This window comes from Dyadobacter psychrophilus, from assembly GCF_900167945.1.
Taxonomy (GTDB): domain Bacteria; phylum Bacteroidota; class Bacteroidia; order Cytophagales; family Spirosomataceae; genus Dyadobacter; species Dyadobacter psychrophilus.
Window position 1 is genome coordinate 295,739 of sequence record NZ_FUZA01000007.1, and the last position, 21,057, is coordinate 316,795.

The 21,057-nt window shown below is 45.0% G+C and carries 17 protein-coding genes; 6 read left to right on the forward strand and 11 right to left on the reverse strand.

Annotated features, from left to right (window positions below):
* The first annotated feature begins 7 nt into the window (after positions 1-7).
* The 3 genes from B5X68_RS23050 to B5X68_RS23060 all read left to right on the forward strand — a co-directional run bounded on the left by B5X68_RS23050 (position 8) and on the right by B5X68_RS23060 (position 5,033).
* Complete coding sequence (locus B5X68_RS23050; RefSeq protein WP_082217112.1) at positions 8-886, forward strand: GNAT family N-acetyltransferase; 879 nt, start codon at positions 8-10, stop codon at positions 884-886.
* Between the two features lie 157 nt (positions 887-1,043).
* On the forward strand, positions 1,044-2,636 hold the full coding sequence (locus B5X68_RS23055; RefSeq protein ID WP_082217113.1) for an ABC-F family ATP-binding cassette domain-containing protein: 1,593 nt from the start codon (positions 1,044-1,046) through the stop codon (positions 2,634-2,636).
* Positions 2,637-2,687: 51 nt separating this feature from the next.
* Positions 2,688-5,033: a GAF domain-containing protein gene (locus B5X68_RS23060; RefSeq protein ID WP_082217114.1), complete on the forward strand. Its 2,346-nt coding sequence runs from the start codon at positions 2,688-2,690 to the stop codon at positions 5,031-5,033.
* Positions 5,034-5,052: 19 nt separating this feature from the next.
* On the opposite strand, the gene B5X68_RS23065 is transcribed toward B5X68_RS23060, so the two are convergent.
* Entirely contained in the window at positions 5,053-7,311 is a 2,259-nt protein-coding gene (locus tag B5X68_RS23065) for an ATP-binding cassette domain-containing protein (RefSeq protein WP_082217198.1), read from the reverse strand.
* Positions 7,312-7,440: 129 nt separating this feature from the next.
* Between B5X68_RS23065 and B5X68_RS23070 the strand changes: the two genes are divergently transcribed.
* Positions 7,441-8,877 (forward strand): glycosyltransferase family protein, encoded by a 1,437-nt coding sequence (locus B5X68_RS23070; protein ID WP_082217115.1) that lies wholly within the window; start codon positions 7,441-7,443, stop codon positions 8,875-8,877.
* A gap of 50 nt (positions 8,878-8,927) precedes the next feature.
* On the opposite strand, the gene B5X68_RS29005 is transcribed toward B5X68_RS23070, so the two are convergent.
* The 5 genes from B5X68_RS29005 to B5X68_RS23095 all read right to left on the reverse strand — a co-directional run bounded on the left by B5X68_RS29005 (position 8,928) and on the right by B5X68_RS23095 (position 13,600).
* Positions 8,928-9,083, reverse strand: coding sequence for a hypothetical protein (locus tag B5X68_RS29005; RefSeq protein ID WP_170916711.1), 156 nt, complete (start codon positions 9,081-9,083; stop codon positions 8,928-8,930).
* A 66-nt stretch (positions 9,084-9,149) separates the two neighbouring features.
* The gene (locus B5X68_RS23080) at positions 9,150-10,112 is read right to left on the reverse strand and encodes a DUF4249 domain-containing protein (RefSeq protein WP_082217117.1); all 963 of its coding nucleotides are present in this window, start codon (positions 10,110-10,112) and stop codon (positions 9,150-9,152) included.
* Between the two features lie 3 nt (positions 10,113-10,115).
* Positions 10,116-12,521, reverse strand: coding sequence for a TonB-dependent receptor (locus B5X68_RS23085; RefSeq protein ID WP_082217118.1), 2,406 nt, complete (start codon positions 12,519-12,521; stop codon positions 10,116-10,118).
* A 186-nt stretch (positions 12,522-12,707) separates the two neighbouring features.
* The gene (locus B5X68_RS23090; RefSeq protein WP_082217119.1) at positions 12,708-13,115 is read right to left on the reverse strand and encodes a hypothetical protein; all 408 of its coding nucleotides are present in this window, start codon (positions 13,113-13,115) and stop codon (positions 12,708-12,710) included.
* A 77-nt stretch (positions 13,116-13,192) separates the two neighbouring features.
* Entirely contained in the window at positions 13,193-13,600 is a 408-nt protein-coding gene (locus B5X68_RS23095; RefSeq protein ID WP_082217120.1) for a hypothetical protein, read from the reverse strand.
* 196 nt (positions 13,601-13,796) lie between these two features.
* On the opposite strand from B5X68_RS23095, the gene B5X68_RS23100 reads away from it, so the two are divergent.
* Positions 13,797-15,605 carry a glycoside hydrolase family 15 protein gene (locus B5X68_RS23100; protein WP_082217121.1) on the forward strand — a complete coding sequence of 603 codons (1,809 nt, stop codon included), beginning with the start codon at positions 13,797-13,799 and terminating at the stop codon, positions 15,603-15,605.
* An 8-nt stretch (positions 15,606-15,613) separates the two neighbouring features.
* On the opposite strand, the gene B5X68_RS23105 is transcribed toward B5X68_RS23100, so the two are convergent.
* Positions 15,614-16,396, reverse strand: a complete 783-nt coding sequence (locus B5X68_RS23105; RefSeq protein WP_082217122.1) for a hypothetical protein — start codon at positions 16,394-16,396, stop codon at positions 15,614-15,616.
* A 189-nt stretch (positions 16,397-16,585) separates the two neighbouring features.
* Between B5X68_RS23105 and B5X68_RS23110 the strand changes: the two genes are divergently transcribed.
* Positions 16,586-17,464: a hypothetical protein gene (locus B5X68_RS23110; protein WP_082217125.1), complete on the forward strand. Its 879-nt coding sequence runs from the start codon at positions 16,586-16,588 to the stop codon at positions 17,462-17,464.
* A 69-nt stretch (positions 17,465-17,533) separates the two neighbouring features.
* On the opposite strand, the gene B5X68_RS23115 is transcribed toward B5X68_RS23110, so the two are convergent.
* The 4 genes from B5X68_RS23115 to B5X68_RS23130 form a co-directional block, all read right to left on the reverse strand.
* The gene (locus B5X68_RS23115; protein WP_141110388.1) at positions 17,534-19,036 is read right to left on the reverse strand and encodes a hypothetical protein; all 1,503 of its coding nucleotides are present in this window, start codon (positions 19,034-19,036) and stop codon (positions 17,534-17,536) included.
* Between the two features lie 78 nt (positions 19,037-19,114).
* Positions 19,115-20,167 (reverse strand): NAD(P)-dependent alcohol dehydrogenase, encoded by a 1,053-nt coding sequence (locus B5X68_RS23120; protein ID WP_082217127.1) that lies wholly within the window; start codon positions 20,165-20,167, stop codon positions 19,115-19,117.
* 31 nt (positions 20,168-20,198) lie between these two features.
* Complete coding sequence (locus B5X68_RS23125; RefSeq protein ID WP_212568031.1) at positions 20,199-20,627, reverse strand: putative quinol monooxygenase; 429 nt, start codon at positions 20,625-20,627, stop codon at positions 20,199-20,201.
* A 9-nt stretch (positions 20,628-20,636) separates the two neighbouring features.
* A complete protein-coding gene (locus B5X68_RS23130; protein WP_082217200.1) occupies positions 20,637-21,050 on the reverse strand; it encodes a (R)-mandelonitrile lyase in 414 nt (137 codons plus the stop codon).
* Between the last annotated feature and the right edge of the window lie 7 nt (positions 21,051-21,057).

Genomic DNA, 21,057 nt, shown 5'->3' on the forward strand with positions numbered 1-21,057 from the left:
TAAGCTTATGGAAGACACATTGACCCCGCTATTTTCCGTATCCGTAAGAAAAATGCAAACTGGCGATCTGCCTTTTTGCAGGCATCTCGTTGCAGAAGCTGGCTGGAACCAACTGGATAGCGACTGGCTGCGGGCTATGGAATTGGAACCGGAGGGTTGTTTTGTTGCTACGATAAATAACTTGCCGGTCGGCACGACTACGGCCTGTTGTTTTGGAAATATCGCTTGGATAGCAATGGTTTTGGTTGATAAAAGAAACAGAAATCAAGGTGTTGGGAAAGTGCTGGTTGAACATGCGATTCGTTTCCTGGAACAAAAAGGCATCACGACGATCCGCCTGGATGCAACCTCGCTAGGACAAGGTTTGTATCAAAAACTAGGTTTTCAGCCAGAATACGAAGTGATCCGTTTTAGAGGGAAGTTGTTACCCCGAATGCCGGACCAAAAGAATCTGCATAAGGTCCTGCCAAATGACGAATCAGCTAAGGATATATTTAATCTTGACCAGCAGATTACCGGAACAAACCGCACCGATTTTATTTCTGATTTCATTCACGCAGCAGAACGTCCATTTTACTGTACGCTCAACGCGGACGGCAAAGTAGATGGTTATGCAGGTTGCCGCGAAGGAAACAATGCAATACAGATTGGACCTGTGGGCGCTTTGAATGCGGTTTCAGGTGAAAAATTATTGAATGCAATGGCCTCACATTTTGATAAAATACCCCTTTTTATCGATATCCCTGCCGCTAATGTGCATGCCGTGGAATGGGCTGCAAAAAATGGTTTCACAGCACAGCGCAATTTTATCAGAATGTACCGGGGAGCGCCGTTAACGGATTTACAACAGCACATCTGGGCAAGTTCCGGGCCGGAGAAAGGATAATGTTAAAAGGGTTTGCATTGACAAAAAAGGCGTTCTGCCTTATATTTGCACTTTAACCAAGAAACATATCCATGTAAGAGGCAATTTCTTTCAGAAAAAATAGACCGCAGCTGATCCGATCAGTTGCAGAATTATTCACTTTTTAAAGAAAGAAATTATGCTTTTTCTTCAAGGTGCCGCCTATGCGCACCCTAACAGAGATGTATTGTTCTCCAATATCAATCTCTCCATAAACCGACATGATAAAATTGCATTGATTGGCAACAACGGCTCGGGAAAATCGACGCTGCTGAAAATGCTGGCCGGCCAATTGCGCACTTCGGAAGGACTTGTGAAAGCCGAATCGCAACCCTATTATGTGCCCCAGATTTTTGGCCAATTTAATGATTACACCATTGCGCAGGCGCTGCGGATCGAGGAAAAAATGTCAGCATTGCAGGAAATCCTTGCGGGCCAGGTAACGGAAGCGAATCTCTCTTTGCTGGACGACGACTGGGCCATTGAAGAACGCTGCCATGAAGCATTTGCACATTGGCAGCTCGGTGCATTAGACCTGTCACAAAAACTGGAAATGCTCAGCGGCGGACAAAAAACAAAGGTTTTTCTGGCTGGGATTATGATCCACAATCCGGAAATTGTGCTTCTGGACGAGCCTAGCAATCATTTGGATGCTTTGGGCCGGGGTATTCTTTATGATTATATCAAAACAACCTCCAACACATTGCTGGTCGTAAGCCACGACAGGACGCTGCTTAACCTGCTACAAATTGTTTATGAATTGTCAAAACGCGGCATAACCATCTATGGCGGCAATTATGATTTTTATAATGACCAAAAACACATTGAAAACGAAGCATTGAACAATGACCTGAAAAGCAAAGAAAAGGCGCTTCGAAAGGCAAAAGAAACAGAAAGAGAATCTTTGGAAAGGCAACAAAAACTGGATTCGCGCGGCAAAAAGTTGCAGGAGAAAGCCGGGCTTCCAAGGATTTCAATGAACACATTAAAGAACAATGCCGAGAAAAGCACTTCGAGAATAAAGGACGTGCACGCTGGGAAAGTAGACGCTATCATGCAGGATTTAAGCCAGTTGCGCAAGGAAGTAGCCGATGGGGATACTATGAAAATTGGGTTTGACGATGCTCAGCTTCACAAAGGAAAAATTCTTGTTTCCGCAGAAAACATCCAGGCGGGTTATGATGGAAAACCGCTTTGGAATGATCCGCTGAGTTTTCAGATTACAAGCGGGGAACGAATTGTTGTTAAAGGACTAAATGGCTCCGGAAAAACGACGCTTGTTAAGCTGATATCAGGAAGCCTGGCACCCATTTCGGGCAACATTCAATGTGCTGTTAATCAATCCATTTACATTGATCAAGATTATTCGCTGATTGATAATCGCCTCAGCATTTACGAACAGGCGCAGCATTACAATACGGGCAAATTGCAGGAACACGAGGTGAAAATCCGCCTCAACCGGTTTTTATTTACCAAAAATGAATGGGACAAAAGTTGCGAAAACCTGAGCGGCGGCGAAAAAATGCGTCTCATACTCTGCTGTTTAACAATCAGCAACCAGGCCCCGGACATGATCATTCTGGATGAGCCTACAAATAATCTGGACATTCAGAATATTGAGATTTTGACGGCGGCCGTGAATGAATACCGGGGAACATTACTTGTGATCTCGCATGACGCTTATTTCCTGGCACAGATCAATGTGGAGAGAATAATCGAGTTGAATAATTAATTTTAGATATTCGAATGTTTCTTGGTTTCGACTCTTGGACCGTATACCAACATGAAATTAAAAATTCAGGATGTTTCAGGCTTTCAGTCCCTTGGGTTGAATGTTGATGCTGCCATTTCTTTTATGCCTTTCCTCCGGTTTGTAGCGCAACGGGCCGCGGAAGAAACCACGCCCAAAGCGACCTTTTACCATCAGACCCTGGCCTATTTTAAGCAGCACAACATTCCCGAAGCGGATATTCCGCTGGATGATATCGGGCAGTATGAAGGCTTTTTGGAACACATATATTCCTGTGTTTCCCCGGTGCTTTCGCCAGAGAGAGAGCTTCTTTGGGCACTCAGTTTTCCGTTGAACCCGAAAATATTCTACGGAACGGATTTGCTTTACGAAATGCTGACGCAAAAGCCATTGGATGCCGATCAGTATATCAACAAGAAATCGCCTGCTGATTTTTTCAAAGAGCGGCTGCATGTCATTTATACGCTGATCATGCAGCGGCTATACAATTTTCAGGTCCCTGCAAAAATCCAGCAGTATTATGCCTGGACTAATCCGCAAACGGGATTGCTGCGTTACTTTGAAGTTTTTGTAAACACCGACTTCGTTGAGATTACACCCAAGAGTGAGTTGCCTGTGCTCGATTTTGGCGAGCTCTACGCCCGGTTTAGTGAAGAAAATGGTCATTTGCTACTGGAAAACGTTCTTCCGCTTACATTGTTCAAATTCAGGGGATTTTCGGTGCTGAATGTGTCGGACATTACCAGCAGAACAGCAGTTGAAAATATCAGGAAAGTTAGGCTCAACCGCATTCCGGGCCAGGAAGCGGAGCGTTATTACAACATTATCCATTCGCTTAAAACGCTCGTTCAGAATAATCGCATCGAGTTCGATATGTTCCCTTTTGTGCGGGTTAATAAGCGTGCTGTTTATGGCTATGAAACCACCGGAACAGGTATCATGTTCAGGGTTTGGGGCCAGGACCGGCTGACGCCGGAAGCATTTTCCAAACAAGCGGAGGGTTATGCGGCCAAGCCCATTTCATTTTATTCGCCGGATATAAATGGCGCAAAGGAAATGCAGATTGCATTTTTGGAGGCTTTCCGGAAAGAAGGTGTCCGTTCACTGGCTCTTCTGCCTGTCTTTTTTGACGAGACACTGGTCGGGGTTTTATGCATGCACACCTGGCAGGACGAGGTTTTTGACGAAAAGACATTATCCATGCTCGAACCTGCATTTGAGCCGATCGGACAGCTTTTACAGATCTATATCGACGAGTTTAATCTGGAATTGGAAAACATTATCAAGGAAAAATTCACCTCGATACAACCGGCTGTGCAATGGAAGTTCAATGAGGCTGCATGGCTTTATTTGCATAAAAAAAAGAAAAATCTACCCGGAGAAACGGAGCCGATCACTTTCAGGAAAGTATATCCGCTTTACGGTGCTATCGACATCCGGAATTCAACGCTGGAAAGAAATGCAGCCATTACAAAAGATCTTGATGTCCACCTCAATTTGCTAAGCAATACTTTCTCCGCATTGCAGCGCTGGGACAATTCTTCGCTCATGCAAGAGCTTTCTTACACGTGCAGGAAATGGCAGCAGGCATTACAATCAGAAGAATGGAGCAGCGCGGGAGAACAAAACCTGAACAATTTTTTGGGGCACGAAAGCCGGGATTACCTGGCACATTTATCCGGCCAACAACCTGAAACCAGCACGATCATTGCGGAATATTTAAATGCAACACAGCTTGAAACGGGAGCGGTTTTCAGTAACCGCAGCGCATTTGAGACCTCTATGAAAATGATCAATGATGCAGTAAACAACTATTTTGAAACTGAAAAAGACAAGCTGCAACAGCCGTTTCCCTGTTATTTCGAAAAATTCCGTACGGATGGCGTCGAATATGACATTTACATTGGACAATCCATAAGCCCTGATAAAACTTTCAATAATTTTCACCTTAAAAATCTGAGGCTGTGGCAATTGTCTTCCATGATTGCCATAGCAAAAATGACGAAAGCGCTTTTGCCGGTTATGCCAAAAACGCTTTCGACCACGCAACTCATTTTTATCCATAACCACATGATCGACATTAGTTTCCGTGCAGATGAACGGAAATTTGATGTTGAGGGAGCTTATAACATTCGCTATCAAATGATTAAGAAGCGAATTGACAAAGTGCATATCCGTAACACCAGCGAACGCCTCACCCAGCCCGACAAAATCGCCCTGATATACTTCAACAGAAGAGACATTGACGATTACCTGCCTTTTATCCATTATTTACAGGAAACCAATGTCCTTACTCCCGAAACTGAACACCTGGAACTGGAAGATCTCCAGGGATTGAGCGGGCTTCATGCATTAAGAATGGGAATCGTTTACGAATAGACCATTACCGGGTTCAAGATCACTGTTTTCCGCTCGCGGCTTTCAGGTATGAGCTGGTTATAGAACCCTTCGCGCCCAGCAAGTCCACAGGTGTGCCTTCGAAAACAACACTCCCACCTTTCGTGCCGCCATCCGGGCCCATATCGATAATCCAGTCCGCATTCTTGATCACATCCAGATTATGCTCGATCACGATCATGGTGTTTCCTGCGTCTACCAGGCGGTTCATGATGGACAGCAAGTGCGTGATGTCCGACATATGCAGTCCAGTCGTGGGCTCGTCCAGGACATACACGCTTCCCTTTTTATGCAGTTCGCTGGCGAGCTTGATTCGCTGGCATTCACCGCCCGACAACGTGCTGAGCGGCTGGCCGAGGGTAAGATAATCAAGCCCTACATCGCTCATTGCCTGCAATTTATGAAGAATGTCTTTTTGTGTAAAGTAATCCAGTGCTTGCAGGACGGTCATTTCCAAAATATCTGAAATAGACTTCCCATCCAGCTTGTAAGCCAAAACTTCTTCCTTGAAGCGCTTGCCTTCACAAATTTCGCAAGGCGTTTTAATGCCATCCATAAAAGCCAGATCTGTGTAGATCACCCCGAGGCCCTGGCAATTTGGGCAGGCACCCTGCGAGTTGAAACTGAATAACGACGCGCTCACACCATTCTCTTTCGCGAAAGCCTTGCGCACATCATCCATCACACCCGTATATGTAGCCGGGTTCGATCGCGTAGACGTGCCTACCGCCGACTGGTCAATGACAATCGCTTTGGGATGTTGTTTCAAAAATACGTGATTGATCAGGGAGCTTTTTCCGGACCCCGCGACGCCCGTCACAACCGTCAGCACGCCCGTGGGAATATCCACACTCACATTATGCAGATTGTTAATCCTTGCATTTTTTACAGAAAGCTTGCCCAAAGGCTTCCTCGATTTCTTTTTCAATGGCAACGATTGTTTGATATGGCGGCCCGTAAGCGTATCTGCTTTCACCAGATCGGCAAAGCTTCCTTCGAAAACAATGTTTCCGCCCTTGCTTCCTGCATGCGGGCCCACATCCACAATATGGTCTGCGACTTTAATTACGTCCGGATCATGTTCAACGACGATCACCGTATTTCCCTTATCGCGTAATTTTCCGAGCAATTCATTTAACCTGTGCACATCTCTCGGATGCAATCCTACACTCGGCTCATCGAAAATATACATGACATCAATCAGGCTGCTGCTCAGGTGCTTAACCATTTTCACCCGCTGCGATTCGCCACCCGATAGTGTGGTTGTTTCCCGGTCCAGGCTCAGATATTCGAGGCCAATGTCGACCAGATGCTGCAACCTCTCCGACAATGTTATTACCATGGATGTTGCCAGCGGATCTTTTATCTGCTTTATCAAAGGCACCAGTTCGGACACTTCCATAGCCGACATTTCCGCTATATTCTTGCCATCGATTCTGCAACCTAATGCAGCCTGGCTCAGCCTGGCACCGTTACACGAGGGGCAGGGCCGTAGCGCAATGTATGGCGCCACCGTTTTCTGCGTACGCTCGGACAAGGTCTTAATGTCCCTTTTAATATATGACTTTTCAAATTTCTCAATGATACCCAGGTAAGTTGCATTCATCGTTCCGCCACCGATCTGCAATTTGAATTTCAGATTTTTGCCATAAAGCAGCAGATCCATTTCTTCATTGGTGAAATCTGAGAGTTTTTTGTCATTATCAAAAAATCCCGAGCTGGCGTAACTGCTTTTTTCCCAGGTTGCAAACACCGGAACCTGAACAGCTCCTTCGTTCAGCGACTTGGACATATCCAGAAAGGAATCTGCCACAACGCCCATTTTCTTCCCAATGCCGTTGCATTCCGGGCACATTCCCTGTGGATCATTGAACGAAAATGCATTGGAGTTACCGATATGCGGATGCCCGACCCTTGAAAATAACAGTCGCAAAACGGGCGAAATGTCCGTAATCGTGCCCAATGTAGAGTGTGAATTCCCTCCCAGCCTCCGCTGGTCCACCACAATGGCCATGCTGAGATTTTCAATGGCATCGGCATGCGGCTGCGCATACTTGGGCAAAAAATTCCGGATGAACATGCTAAAATTTTCATTGAGCTGTCGCTGTGCTTCGGTGGCGATCGTGTCAAAGACAATGGAAGACTTTCCGGAACCGGAGACGCCGGTAAAAATCGTAATTTTACGCTTCGGGATGCGCAGTGAAACATTTTTCAGATTGTTTTCACGCGCACCGCGGATTTCAATAAATTCCTGATTCATGGCTTTTTGTTTATGATTCATGGCTAAAACCAGAACAAATAAGGTGCAGATTTCCGAAAATCACCCGCACCCTATCCGATCCATTATGCAAAAAGGCATTTTTCCCGTAAACTTCCTCAAAAATTTTAAATGATTCCCATTACCCAACTCCGCAAGACGCATCTGGTCGGCTTGCTACTTTTTTTCGTTGTCATTACTATCGCTACTTATATAAATCGCTTTCCTACGGGTGACGACGCCTGGTTTGGCGAACAATCTTACTGGCTTGAAAAAGAGGGCATTATAAGGTCTGAATTTTTCCGGGGAATTGTGGGATGGGAAAATCAGATTCTGGTGAGCCATAAACTATTTCTGGCTTTTGGGGCCATTGTGATCCATTTCTTTGGCTACGACTTGCCCATTCTGAAAATTTCCGGCCTTTTGTTTTTTGTGATTATGATCGGCCAGATCATGTATTACATCAATAAAAGTGAGCGGACCTATAAACTGTATTACGCATTAGCCATTGCCATTTTGATTTTCAGCAACCGGCTTCTTATAAAAATGAGCTTTGAAAACCGGCCTGAAATGATGGTTGCGGCATTTGGTTTCGGATCTTTTCTAATGCTGAATTTTTATAACAAAAACTGGCTCGCAGCATTGCTAAGCGGCATCCTCGCCGGACTTGCATTTCTCACTCACCTCAATGGCTGCATTTATGTCATTGCCGGGTTCGCATGCTTGTGCATGTTAAAGGCCCCTCTCAAAACAATTTTGAGCTTTCTGCTGGGCGCTGCGATCACTTGCAGCTTATATTTTATTGATGTTTTTACGGCTCAAAATGGCCTGGAAATGTGGTGGTTCCAATTTCGGAATGATCCCGCCACACAGGCATCATTTGACTTGTATGGAAAGATCATTCAGTTGATAACTTATCCAAGGCTGTTTTTTCAATCGCCCGAACAGCTGGCATTGTCCGTGCTGGTGACGTATCTGCTTTGGACTCAGCGGAAGTTGCTCAATGCATTACCGATGTTTCTAAAAGTGTATTTCCCAGCATTGGTAATCTCATTCTGGCTCATAACCAAGGCCAATGCCGGAATGTATCTGGTGCTCTTTATCCCCTTCATGCTTGTTCTAACTTACGAATTATATCGTCTAAAACCGTTTACACACCGCTATTTCAAATGGCTTCTTGCGCTATACTTCGTGATCGGAATCTTTGGCTCTGTGCAGCTCATTCAGAAGAATATAACCTTGGGGTATTTACCAAAAACTTACCAAAGTTTAGAGAAAATACTGCCCAGGGATAAAGTCGGAGTCGTGCCGCTGACATTCTTTTTTAACGAATACGACAACTTCGAGACATTACGCACGCATGAGAACTACAAGCTATACTGTCATAAAGTCAACATGACCCCGGATGGCTTCGGACGCTGGGCAAAGGCCAGTAATGCCGGCTTTATCTTAATGGATTACCAGTTTAATCCCGAAAAATTCTTCCCGCCCATCTCTGCTTCAAACATTGAAAACTATCACCGTACGTACTTTGACGGCCGTTTTGCTGTGTATTTGCTGGTGGAATGAGATACTAAATGAAGTCTTCGGACTGAAAAAACCTTTTAATTAAACCGAACTTACTGCAAGCGAACAGAATAAAGCGGCTTCATAATTCTAGGTCTTTTTCCGGATTTTTGCATGCTGGCCGAACCATTGTCACGCTGGAAAGGATTGGTATTTTCAAATACGTTCTGCTCTTCGAATAACTCCTGATTTTTTACTGACGATTTCATGTTTTTTAGCTTGTTGATGAATTGTGATTGAGGTAAATAAAAATCTGTGCCAACCCTCCACATTTGCTATTTCACAAAAGAAATCTTCAACTGCGCCGCATTATATGCGGCGAAACACCCGAGCCCGCCCTTCACGTTGGAATAAAGCGGGGCAGGTTCCGCAAACGGAGTGTCTGAATTCTCTTTGATCTCAATGGAATGCATATACTTATAATAATTAACATCGAGATTCAAAACTTGCAGCAACGCGCCCAGAACCTTGTTTTTAGGATAAAAGGTTACCATTTTGCCATCTTTCCCATTTAACTGTATTGGACTAAAATAACTGAATTTCCCAAGCAGCGAGTTCATGATATGGCCATCCAGATATCTATCACTCATGTAATCACTCTTTCCTTCCTGTCCCTGCCAGTGAAAATAGAAATGATTCGTTGATATCTCCTCCCTTATTTCATTCTTATCTGTCAGGATACCAACGGAATACTGATGATCAATACCCGCATCGAGCTTGTAATAATTTGTGTCTCCCGGAACATCCTGCCAGCTCATCCGCAATGTCAGGATGGTGTCTTTCATGTATGAATTGTTGACCACTATGGTGTCAAACTCATATGACTTGATCACCGGCTTCTTGCCGGGAACCGTACATTGCGCAGTAACACTTCTGGCTTTGTCAGAAACGGACAAAAAGTATGTTTTTGAATCTTTAATGGGGAACTTGGACTGGGGAATACTGTAAATTTTATTCTCCGTATCATAGGGAATCGTGATTTCATTCACACCATCGGATAACTTCACCGTGGCATCTTCCACGCGTCTTTCTGTTGCTTCTGTTTTTGTAAACAATGGGACAGACTCTGTGACAACCACATTAATATGGGGTAAATGCGGCGAAATGATGGAGTTAACAACCAGTTTCGATTCCGCTTGCGGCAGCTTTGAAGGTGGAATGTTGGTTAATGGCGTTTCACAACCATATAGTATCGTGGACAACAGCACAATGCTGAAAATACATTTGATGACATTCATGGCTTAAAATTTAAAGTTGTAACTGAATGAAGGCAATACGGGAAACAGCGAGTATTTTTTCAGCACCGTTTTCCATTCCCCATTATTCATCTTCTCTTCCGAGCGATCATAGAAAAACGGATTTTTGCGGTTGTAGGCATTATAGACGCTGAATTCCCAGGTCCGTTCGTGGCGTTTCTTTTTCTTATGAAACTGGATCGAAAGGTCCATCCGGTGAAATGCTTCTGCGCGAAAACTGTTCTTAGCCGGGAATTCAGAGGCCTTGAATTCCTTATAAGTGCTGTTTAGTATTGTTTGCGTGGGATCAAACCGGTTGAAATAATTATCACTGACAGGAGCATAGGTGGCAGCAGGAACTGTAAGTGCATTTCCGGTGCCATAAACCCAGCTTGCCGACATGGTAATGCGTTTATTGAACTCGTAAATTCCTACAACCGAAAGGTCATGCCGGCGGTCGTAGCGCGGATGGAATGTTCGCCCGTTATTCAGTTCTGGGAATTTCCCGTAAATCCAGGATAATGTATAACCCACCCAGCCGGAAAGCTTTCCGCTCTTTTTCTGAACTAAAAATTCAGAACCGTAGGACCAGCCCTTTCCTGATGTAACATTGTCCTGCCAGTCTACGTCATTGGCATTCTCTGCATTTATACTAATAAAACTGGCGCCTTCACGGTAACTCAGGATCCGGTTCATATCCTTATAGAAACCTTCCAATGTTAATGTTAAGCCATGGTCTTGAAGATCTTTTGCAAAGCCAAATGCCACCTGGCTCGATTGCTGCGGCGCAATGCGGTCGGTGCTGGTGACCCACAAATCGGTGGGCAGCCCCAGGCCGGTGTTGGAGAGTAAATGTACATATTGATTCATGCGCGCATAGGAAAGCTTCGCTGAGAAGTCCTTCGCGAGGCGCAATGCTGCTGAAAAGCGCGGCTCGGGATTGATATATTGCTTTTTGCCCGATTTGAAATAACTCATCCGAAAACCCAGATTCATTTTCAACGCTTCAAACGGCTGCCAGGTGTCTTCGAAATAAGCGCCGCCTTCCAGGGAATACATCGGCTTTTCAACAGGATTAATGTCGTCCTCACTATCGCTGCCGGAAAGAGCCAATGCGGATGGTGTGGATTTGTGACGCGTAGCCTGCACGCCAAATTTGATCGCGTGTGAAGCACTGAGATAGAAATCGAAATCGCTTTTTAAGCTCAGATCCTGAATTTGCGAATCATAACGCAGCCTTGACTCCGTTGTAGCATCACCATCGCCTACTGCTTCCCTGAAATAACCTGTTGTTGTAAAGTTGAAATGGGTAAAAACGAAAGCGGTGTTTGCAAATAATTTACGATTGAAAACGTGGTTCCAGCGCATGGCGCCTGTTGCGTTTCCCCAATTCAGGCCTGCTTTCATTTTAAATGTGCCGTGCTCTTCTTTGACAGAAAATTTATCCTGACCAAGGTAGCCGCTGACATAAAGTTTGTTTTTGGGACCAAGGTCATAATTGACCTTGGCATTCAAATCATAGAAATAATAGCCTGGCTTAAAGCTGTTTTCTTCTTTGTTCCTCTGCGTAAATGCTATCACCGGAGCAGCCAGGACATCGATATATGTTCGTCGCCCGGAAATGAGAAACGAGGATTTGCCTTTTGCTATCGGCCCTTCCAGAGTCAGCCGGGAGGCAATAAGGCCGATTCCGCCCGCGCCATGAAGCTTTTCCTTGCTCCCTTCTTTCATATCCATTTCCACAACCGAAGAAAGTCGCCCGCCGTAACGCGCAGGGAAACCTCCTTTTGTCAACTCAACACGCTTGATCGCATCGCTATTAAAGACCGAAAAGAATCCGAACAAATGGCTTGCATTATACACAACCGCGTCATCCAGGATGATCAGATTTTGATCCGGGCCGCCGCCGCGTACATACAATCCAGTTTGCCCTTCCGTGCCTTTCTGGACGCCGGGCATTAATTGCAATCCGCGCAACACATCTTTTTCCCCAAGTAGCGAGGGTATTTTTTTGATCTGTTCGATCGGGATTTCCACCACGCTCATCTGCGCCGAATTGCTGACATTATCCTCCTGTTTCCGCGCGGAAATAGTCACTTCGTCCAGTTGGCGGATGGATGATAACATTACATTTAGTTCTGTATTTTCCCGTGCCGCAATCGTACGCCGCGCAGTCTCATAACCCAACAGCGAATAAGCAATGGTCACCGAATCCGTGGCGGGGATGGTCAGAGAATAAAAGGCGTAATTGTTGGTCACTGTCCCGGTCGACGTTCCAGGAATATAGACGTTCGCACCGGTGAGGAGCTCCTGGCTTCCCTTCTCTTTCACAAAACCGCTTATGGTTATACGTTTTTGCCCAAATACATGCACGGATGCCAGGCATAGGGCTATTAAGATATTTATTTTCATAAAAAGTCAAGCTTGTTGCATTCAGGGACACGCTATTTTTCAAGTCCAGGCAAACCAGATGCATTGCTCCGGATTGCCTGAACATGTGATAAAAGGCCCCGCTTAAATGCGTGGTGAAAATGATGATTAACTGGCCGGAACTGTCACGCGCTCCCTACCAAAAATCAGACTGCGCAAAACGACATTTTAAATGTGCGTATCAATCATTTTGAAAGGAACCTCCTCTTCGATAATCGTTCGATCGTCAAGAGTTGCACTTAATCTTAACAGCAAATCGGTTGATTGATTAACATCATATTCAATCGCCTGCTTGACATTTACTCTTTTCTCACCAATACAATTACAGTCTACCTTTTTTTCGAAAACCGGACGTTTCTCAGAATCCAGTATCCGGATGTAATAACGGATGACAGAAGCATTTTTTGGTTCGATGATTGCTTCAACATTAAATGCAGTGATGTCCTTCAAATCCTGGTTGCGCTCAGGAGAGATCACTGTAATCATTGGGGAATCTTTTGTAATGTCATTCTGCTTACACGAGCCCAATGCTATTATCAGGGTTGTTATGACGAAAATTATTCTGTTAGTTTTCATGTCTTTTTGGTTTTTGTGAAAGGATATTCAATGAATTTGGCTCAGTCCTGGTCAAACGCTGCTTTATTCGAGCGTTCCTATTTTTTGACGTCAACCAATTTGAATGGGATTTCTTCGTGAATTTTACTGGCATCACTCAGTTCGGCGTCAATATGCAGCAGTAGTTCAGAAGTTTTTGAAATGTCATATTTGAATGACGCTTCCAACTGAACTTCATCCTTGTCCTTGCAATCGCAGCCTGCCGCTTTATTATAGATTTCCTTTTTCTCGTTATCCAGAAGCCATATGCGATAACTGATCACCGATTTTTCCTGGGGCTTAATAACCGCCTTCACAACAATCTCTTCGTTGTCTTCAATTTCCTGTTTCCAGCTGGGTGAAGTCACCGTAATGTATGACGAGTCTGCCCTTGGTATCTCTTTTTCCTCACACGCAGTGAATGCTGCCAAGGCCGCAAATACTATCATTGATCTGTTCGCTTTCATGTGTGTTTTGATTTAGGTGAAAAAAATATTTAAAGGAATTTCAAAACCCACATCGAATCCTGTGCCCTTGGACGTCATAAAGCCTTTGCGTTTTTTCTCCGGCAGGTCTGGTTGATTAAATGGTAAAACGCTCCCCCGCCACCGCAACTGGCCTGATAATTTACGCACACCACTTTCCACACTTACATTAAGCTAAATGCCCAGAAAGAACCCCGAACACGCGCGGATTGAGGATTATGGATTGATTGGAAATCTGAAAACCGTTGCCCTGGTATCCGTGGAAGGCTCTATCGATTTCATGTGTTATCCCAATTTCGACTCACCGACGGTCTTTGCAAAATTATTAGACAACAAAACAGGTGGCAGCTTCGCTATTTTTCCGCAGATGGACGGATACAATACCAAGCAGCTTTACCTTCCCGCAACGGCCGTTTTGCTTACCCGATTTTTCTCCGAGGAAGGCATCGCCGAAGTGACAGACTATATGCCGGTCGACGACCGGATGGACAAATCAAACGCAATCGTGCGGCAGGTGAAAACGGTTCGGGGAAAAATTACTTTCCAGGCGAAATGTCAGCCTGCATTTGATTATGCCAATGCTTCGCATACTTGCGAGATGCGTGACGACTGTGTTTATTTCAATGCAGACAATGCAGATGAAACGGTCATGCGCCTGATCGCCGATATTCCCTTGCAGATCAAGAAAAATGCAGGTTATGCAGAGTTCACGCTCGAACAGGGGAAAACAGCCTATCTGGTGTTGGAATGTGGAAAAACGCAGGTGGAAGACGAGAATCCAATTGAGATTTATAAAAAAAACACCTATCAGGACACGGTTGATTTTTGGCGGAAATGGTCTAAGAAATCGAGTTACAAAGGTCGCTGGACGGGCACGGTGAATCGTTCGGCGATAACGCTCAAGCTGCTCACTTCACGCGAGCAGGGTTCCATGGTGGCGGCGCCGACATTCAGTCTGCCGGAAGTCATAGGCGGCGGGCGTAACTGGGATTACCGTTTCATGTGGATCAGGGACGCCGCTTTTACAATGTATGCTTTTCTGCGGCTCGGCTATACGGATGAGGCCACGGCATTTCTCGAATGGATCCATGACCGCTGCAAGGAAGACAAGCTTTACCTCATGTACACGATCGATGGCGGGCATGATTTGGAGGAAAAAGAGCTGGAATATTTGAGCGGCTATCAAAACTCAAAACCCGTCAGGATCGGCAACGGCGCGCAGGACCAGTATCAGCTCGATATTTACGGCGAGCTCATCGACACGATCTACATTTACAACAAACAGCACGCAGCGATTACTTTTGAATTTTGGGAAACCATAGTGAAACAGGTTAATGTGGTTACCAAAAAGTGGAAAACCGCCGATCACGGGATTTGGGAGATCCGAAACACTGAAAAGCATTTTCTGCATAGCCGGCTTATGTGCTGGGTGGCGATGGACCGCGCGATAAAGATCGGGCAGCACCGCTCGTTCCCTTTTCCGGAAAACGACTGGAAGAAAGTGCGTGACGACATTTATACAGACATTTATGATAATTTCTGGAACGACGAAATAGGTGCCTGGGTGCAACACAAAGGCGCAGATACCGTAGACGCCAGCGTTTTACTGATGTCGCTCATGCATTTTATCTCACCTCTCGAACCGCGTTGGTTATCCACGTTGAAAGTCGTGGAAGAACAGCTGGGTGTGGATGTGCTTTTATACCGTTACAAAAACGGCATAGCATCATTCGACGGCTTGAAAGGGGAAGAAGGCACATTTAATATGTGCTCATTCTGGTACATCGAATCACTCGCTAAAAGCGGGGAAGTAGCAAAAGCGCTTGATAGCTTTGAGAAAATGATAGGTTATGCCAACCATTTGGGCTTGTTCAGCGAACAGATCGGCCACAAGGCCGAGCATCTTGGCAATTTCCCACAAGCTTTTACGCATCTGGCCCTCATCAGTGCTGCGTTGGAGATTGATAAACAGCTGGACAGACAATAATGGTATTCTCAATTGAGATTTAGGCCAACGGCAAGCCCAATGTAGGGTTTGCCCTGGTAAATCCATAAATGCTTGTTGCCGTCCAGCAGATGGTCCACCGCGCCGATCAACCCGAAAGTGAAATTTTCCACGCCCATGACAATGGCAACGCCCTTGGACCAGGCCATGCCATCGTATTCAATAGAGATGCCATTATTGGTCACCCAGGGATTTAGCGGCGTGACGCCAAAGCCTGTAATAATTCCTGCCGAGATCCCGTAATGCTTCACTTTTTCATGCAATTTTCCGATCGGATCTGTGGTCAATGACATTCTGTAAACATCCGTCCGATAGCCCAGGTAAACGGCACCATTAAGGTGATTGCTAAATTGCCTTGGAAAGGACTGTGCGGACGGACGGAATTTGATAGGAATAGTCAGGATGTCGACATCGAATCCATTTTGCCAATATTTATTGCTATTCATGTTCTCGGTTGACGCTTTTTGAGCAAAAGTCTGCTTTACCAGCTCCGAAGGCTTGACGGGAGCAGTGCGCCAGCCCTTTTTCAAAGAATATATCGAGATCGAATCTTCTGTATTTTCCACATAAACCTGCTGTTTCTGACCTTTGACTTTGGTATGGTAGATCCCGTCCGCAAAATTGAATTTTGGACTGTCCTTCTGGCTCTTGCAACTGAAAAGTTGGCACATTAAGATCAGGAAAAGAAACCGAAGGGATTTTTGCGCCATTGTCGTCTTAATTCTTAAAAGTTTGTCCAGCCAGACAAAGCTAACAAATATCCCAAAAGTCATTAACATCCCCTTTTGTACAAATACTTAGCGAAGCGCCTAGAAAGCCATTTACACGCTTACAGGCCGCAATTTCAGGAGGTTACCGTTGGCTGTTTGGTTCCCGCCACTTATTCATTGTTTGAGGATAACTAACCTTGCTTGATCTAGTATTGTGCCGTTAAGTCATCTTTAATTTTAACACTATATCGTATGAACAGCTCATTTACAAAGACCGCATTAATGGTCAGTCTTTCTGCCGGTTTAATTTTATCGTCTTGCCAGAATGAAAATTTAATTCCCGCTACTCCGCAGCCAGCAGACAATGAGGCAGGTGCACGCTTAGCAGCGATTCCGGCTGCTACGGCAGCATTGACGCTGGTGAAACACGGCGATGAGGCCTTAAGTTACTATCCCGACGGGCGTTTAAAAGAAGTTCAGTATACGAACAGTGAAATAGATTACGCGATCAAATCACTGCGCGTTGTATACACTTATGGTGCCGACTGGACTGACTGGGTTGTTGCAACCCGTTACGAAAATAATTTCAAGAAGCAGGAAATGAAATGGCGCATTGAGAATGGAAAGGCAACGGAACTGGTAACAGCACATTACAAACAGGGTTCCGGCGGATTTCCTTACCTGTACACCCATGCGAAATTTGAGTACAATGCTAAACAGCAACTCGTGAAGGTAATCAGCACGACCCCGGAAAAATCGGTAATAACGTTTTCATATGACGGATCGGGCAATCTTGTCAAACACCTCACGACCAGTGGAAGCGGAAAGTCATTGACCGTGACCGATTACAACGAATATGCATATGCTGAATATGTGGGAGGGCCACTCGATTTAGACAAGAACCGCGTTATCAACACGCATGTATTCGGTGCAAATGGTTTAAGCCAGATCGGCGATCCGTACTTGCCTATTTTCGGTAAGTTCGGGACAAACCTTGTAAAGATCAGAAATACGTCCGGCCCTACATTCAAATTTGCTCATACACTTGATGCCAAAGGAAATGTCCGGGCACAAAAAATCTCGTATTGGGATGGTCAGCTGGTAAAAGAAAAAGCCTTCCTTTATCGCTGATCGGTTGATATTCCTTCTTACAACCAAGCCAGGCAATCTAAATAGATTGCCTGGCTTGGTTGTACATGATCAAAGGCGCTGAACACGACTTTTTTCAACCCCTTCATGCTGCCTGCTTAGATATTTCTCATAAATCGAGTTGGGAGATCCCAAATACTGCTTTGCGCCTTCCGGATCCTTATAGCCATTGCGGAGGGCCTGGTATATATTAGGGTAGTCTGTATAACGAAATGTTCGATACTGCACCTCTTCGCCTGTGATCTGGCTTGCAATCTTGTTTTCTCTTAAAAGGTCCGATTTGACGTAAATAAGGCTTATTATCAAAAATAAGATCGATGAAGAAGCCAGGTAAAAATGTTTCTGGCCTGGCCATTGTCCGGATCTTATCGCTGCTTCAAATCCCCTCAAAATTCCAATAAACAAAATGATGCACAGGGGAATGGAGCCCCTGAAAAACAGGTCATTGTAAATGCCCATCCGATATAGCGATAATGCGAAGAGCAGCCCGAAAACTGTATTGATAAACCACTTCGGAAAAATCCGAAAAAGCTTATTTAAGTAAATAATTACAATATAAAACAAAGCAAAGTCGATCAGCAGACCGGTTGCATAGCTTAACAAAATATGCTTCGCAGGCTTAAAGTCCCAGAGAAAACCCTGGATTGCTAAGGTTTGAGAAGAAAGAAAGTATGCAAATACTGGCAGAAACGCCAATCCAGGTATCAGATACGAAACGATTACCGTTCGTCTGTCAATTGCTCTCCATCCATCGTTTAAGACATATTTATGAATAAAAACAGCTCCAAATACAGCCAGCAGTGAAAGAGCAGGGAACACAGCCCAAACAAAAACCAGTATGACCACAAAAAAGGTCTCATCGATTTTTTTCCGGTATATAAAATCATATAAGAGGATGCCGGAACCGATTAACGAGGGAATTACCTGGTTAGGGGTAAAAGCATTCTGTTCAAAGATGGATCTGATTGAAGGGTTAAATATGGGTGCATGAATCTGTGAAAGGTTCAAAAGTTTTAACGCAGAGAAAATCAGCTGTCCCACGCCGCGCATGAACAGAAAAAGCAACAGCATTAATCTGCTTTGACCAACAAGCAAAAGCACCCAGGCAAATCCAAGAAAAAAACCGAGAAACGTCCAGAATACAAACACCGAAGGCAGTAACTGGCCGTATATTTTAGAAGTAAATGCAGGCAGCAGATAGTATCCATAGTAATAACAGGCATATCTGTCGACCTCAGGGAAGTAGATTGGCCAGTTATTCTTGAACAAGTCGTAAAATTTTGTATTATGGGCAAGCCAGTCAAACGAAGGTTTACTAAACCCGCCAATACCACAAAAGAATACGCATATAATCGAGAATATAAAAACAAAAACCAGGCTTTTTGCTGTCAGCTTCTCCGTCCGATCCTCTTTTTTCAATTCGAGATAAAGCAGATAAACAAACCCAATCGTAAGCAGGACTGAATATGGCTGCCTGAACCAGCCCAGTCCGAATAACAGATTGGGCAGCATTAAATAGCAAACAGAACATTTACGCAATAGCCCTGCATTCATAAATATGTATTTGCTGAGAGCTTGCCAGCGATCATTTTGACAGCATTTTGTTTTGAGATATACTTATTGTTCAAACACCTAGATAGACGCCATATCGATGACAAAGCGATATTTCACATCGCCTTTCAGCAATCGTTCGTAAGCCACATTGATCTGCTGCATGTCGATCATTTCAATGTCGGACACAATGTTGTGCTCGCCGCAGAAATCCAGCATTTCCTGTGTTTCAGCAATGCCGCCGATCATAGAACCGGCGAAGCTTTTCCGACCCATAATCAAGCTGAAAGCAGCAACGGGCAACGGATTTTCGGGCGCACCAACGAGTGCCAGCGAACCATCTACGCGAAGCAGGTTCAAGTATGCATTGATATCATGCTCTGCCGAAACGGCGTCGAGAATAAAGTTGAGTTTTCCTTTGTAAGCAGCCATTTGGTCCTCGTCTTTCGACAAAACTACTTCGTCAGCACCCAGGCGTTTAGCTTCCGCGAATTTTGATTCGGATGTTGTGAATGCAACAACGTGAGCACCCATTGCTTTGGCAATCTTTATTCCCATGTGGCCCAGGCCTCCGATTCCAACGATCCCTACCTTATGCCCCGGCCCCACATTCCAGTGCCTTAGTGGCGAATAAGTGGTGATACCGGCACACAATAATGGTGCTGTTGCTGCCAGGTCCAGGTTCTCCGGAATGCGCAGAACGTAATTTTCGTCCACTACAACGCTTTCAGAATAACCGCCAAAAGTAGGTGTGCCAAGGTATTTGTCGGGTGAGTTATAAGTGCCCGTCATGCCGGGCTCGCAATATTGTTCCAAACCCTCCTGGCAATACTGGCACTCGCGGCAAGAGTCTACGATACAGCCCACACCCACAGTGTCGCCCACTTTGAATTTACTCACATGATCACCGACGCGGACAATCTTACCAACGATTTCATGACCCGGAACGCACGGATAAATTGTGCCGTGCCATTCATTCTTGGCCGTATGCAGGTCAGAATGGCAAACGCCGCAATATTGGATTTCAATTTGTACGTCGTGCGCAGTAGGAATTCTGCGGCTGATGTCCATCGGATTTAAAGGTGCCTCAGCTGCTGCCGTGCCGTATGCTTTGATGTTTGTTGTTTCAGTCATGGTATTAATACTGGTTGTTAGGTTTGTTCTTTTACAATTTTTTAAAGATTTCCTGCATCGTCTGTGTGTCGAGTACATTCATATCTATCAATTTCAATGCTTTCACCATTTTTAGCGTGGTTGTTTTGTAATGCTGGAAGTGCGGGGTTTTCAAATGCGACTGGTAAGCGGCACTGTCGGCATAAATCTCCACGATACGGATCTGATTGGGCTGCTCTTTCATAGACATTGGAAAGATAGCCACCACGCCTGGCTCCTTTTTGACGGAAGCCGCGGCTTCTTCTTTGACAATTGCGAGATAAGCGCTCAAATATTCGGGAAAAATCTCAATTTCGGAAATCCGCACCATCATTTCCGGTTCAATGACCGGGTGCAAAGGTTTTGAAATAGCTCCTTTTAACGTAATGCTGAACAAAAGCATCAGCATGAAGGCGCATAGTTTAGTTTTTTCCCAGCTCATGTTTTCGATTTATTGTTTGTTCACAGCATTGTAATCTTCTTCCGAAACCGGTTTTAGCCAAACTACATTGGTTTCACCTTCATAATTGGTTATCGCGATGTGCACCATTTTGGTTTGTGCCGCGGCTCCGTGCCAATGTTCCACATTTTCCGGAATATTAACGACGTCGCCTTTTTTAATGGGACGGGCGTCTTTGTTTTTTTCCTGATAAAAACCTGCTCCTTCTGTTACGATCAAAACTTGCCCACGCGGGTGCGTGTGCCAATTAGTGCGCGCTCCGGGCTCGAAGGTCACGCTGCCCATCAGGAAATCATTATTTTTATCTTTCGCGATCAGCGGCGTAAAGAATGCGTTTCCGGTGAAATAGCTGCCTGGTAATGGGTCGCCTTTTGGAAAAAGGGCCGTATCTTGAACTTGTGCCATGTTGGCT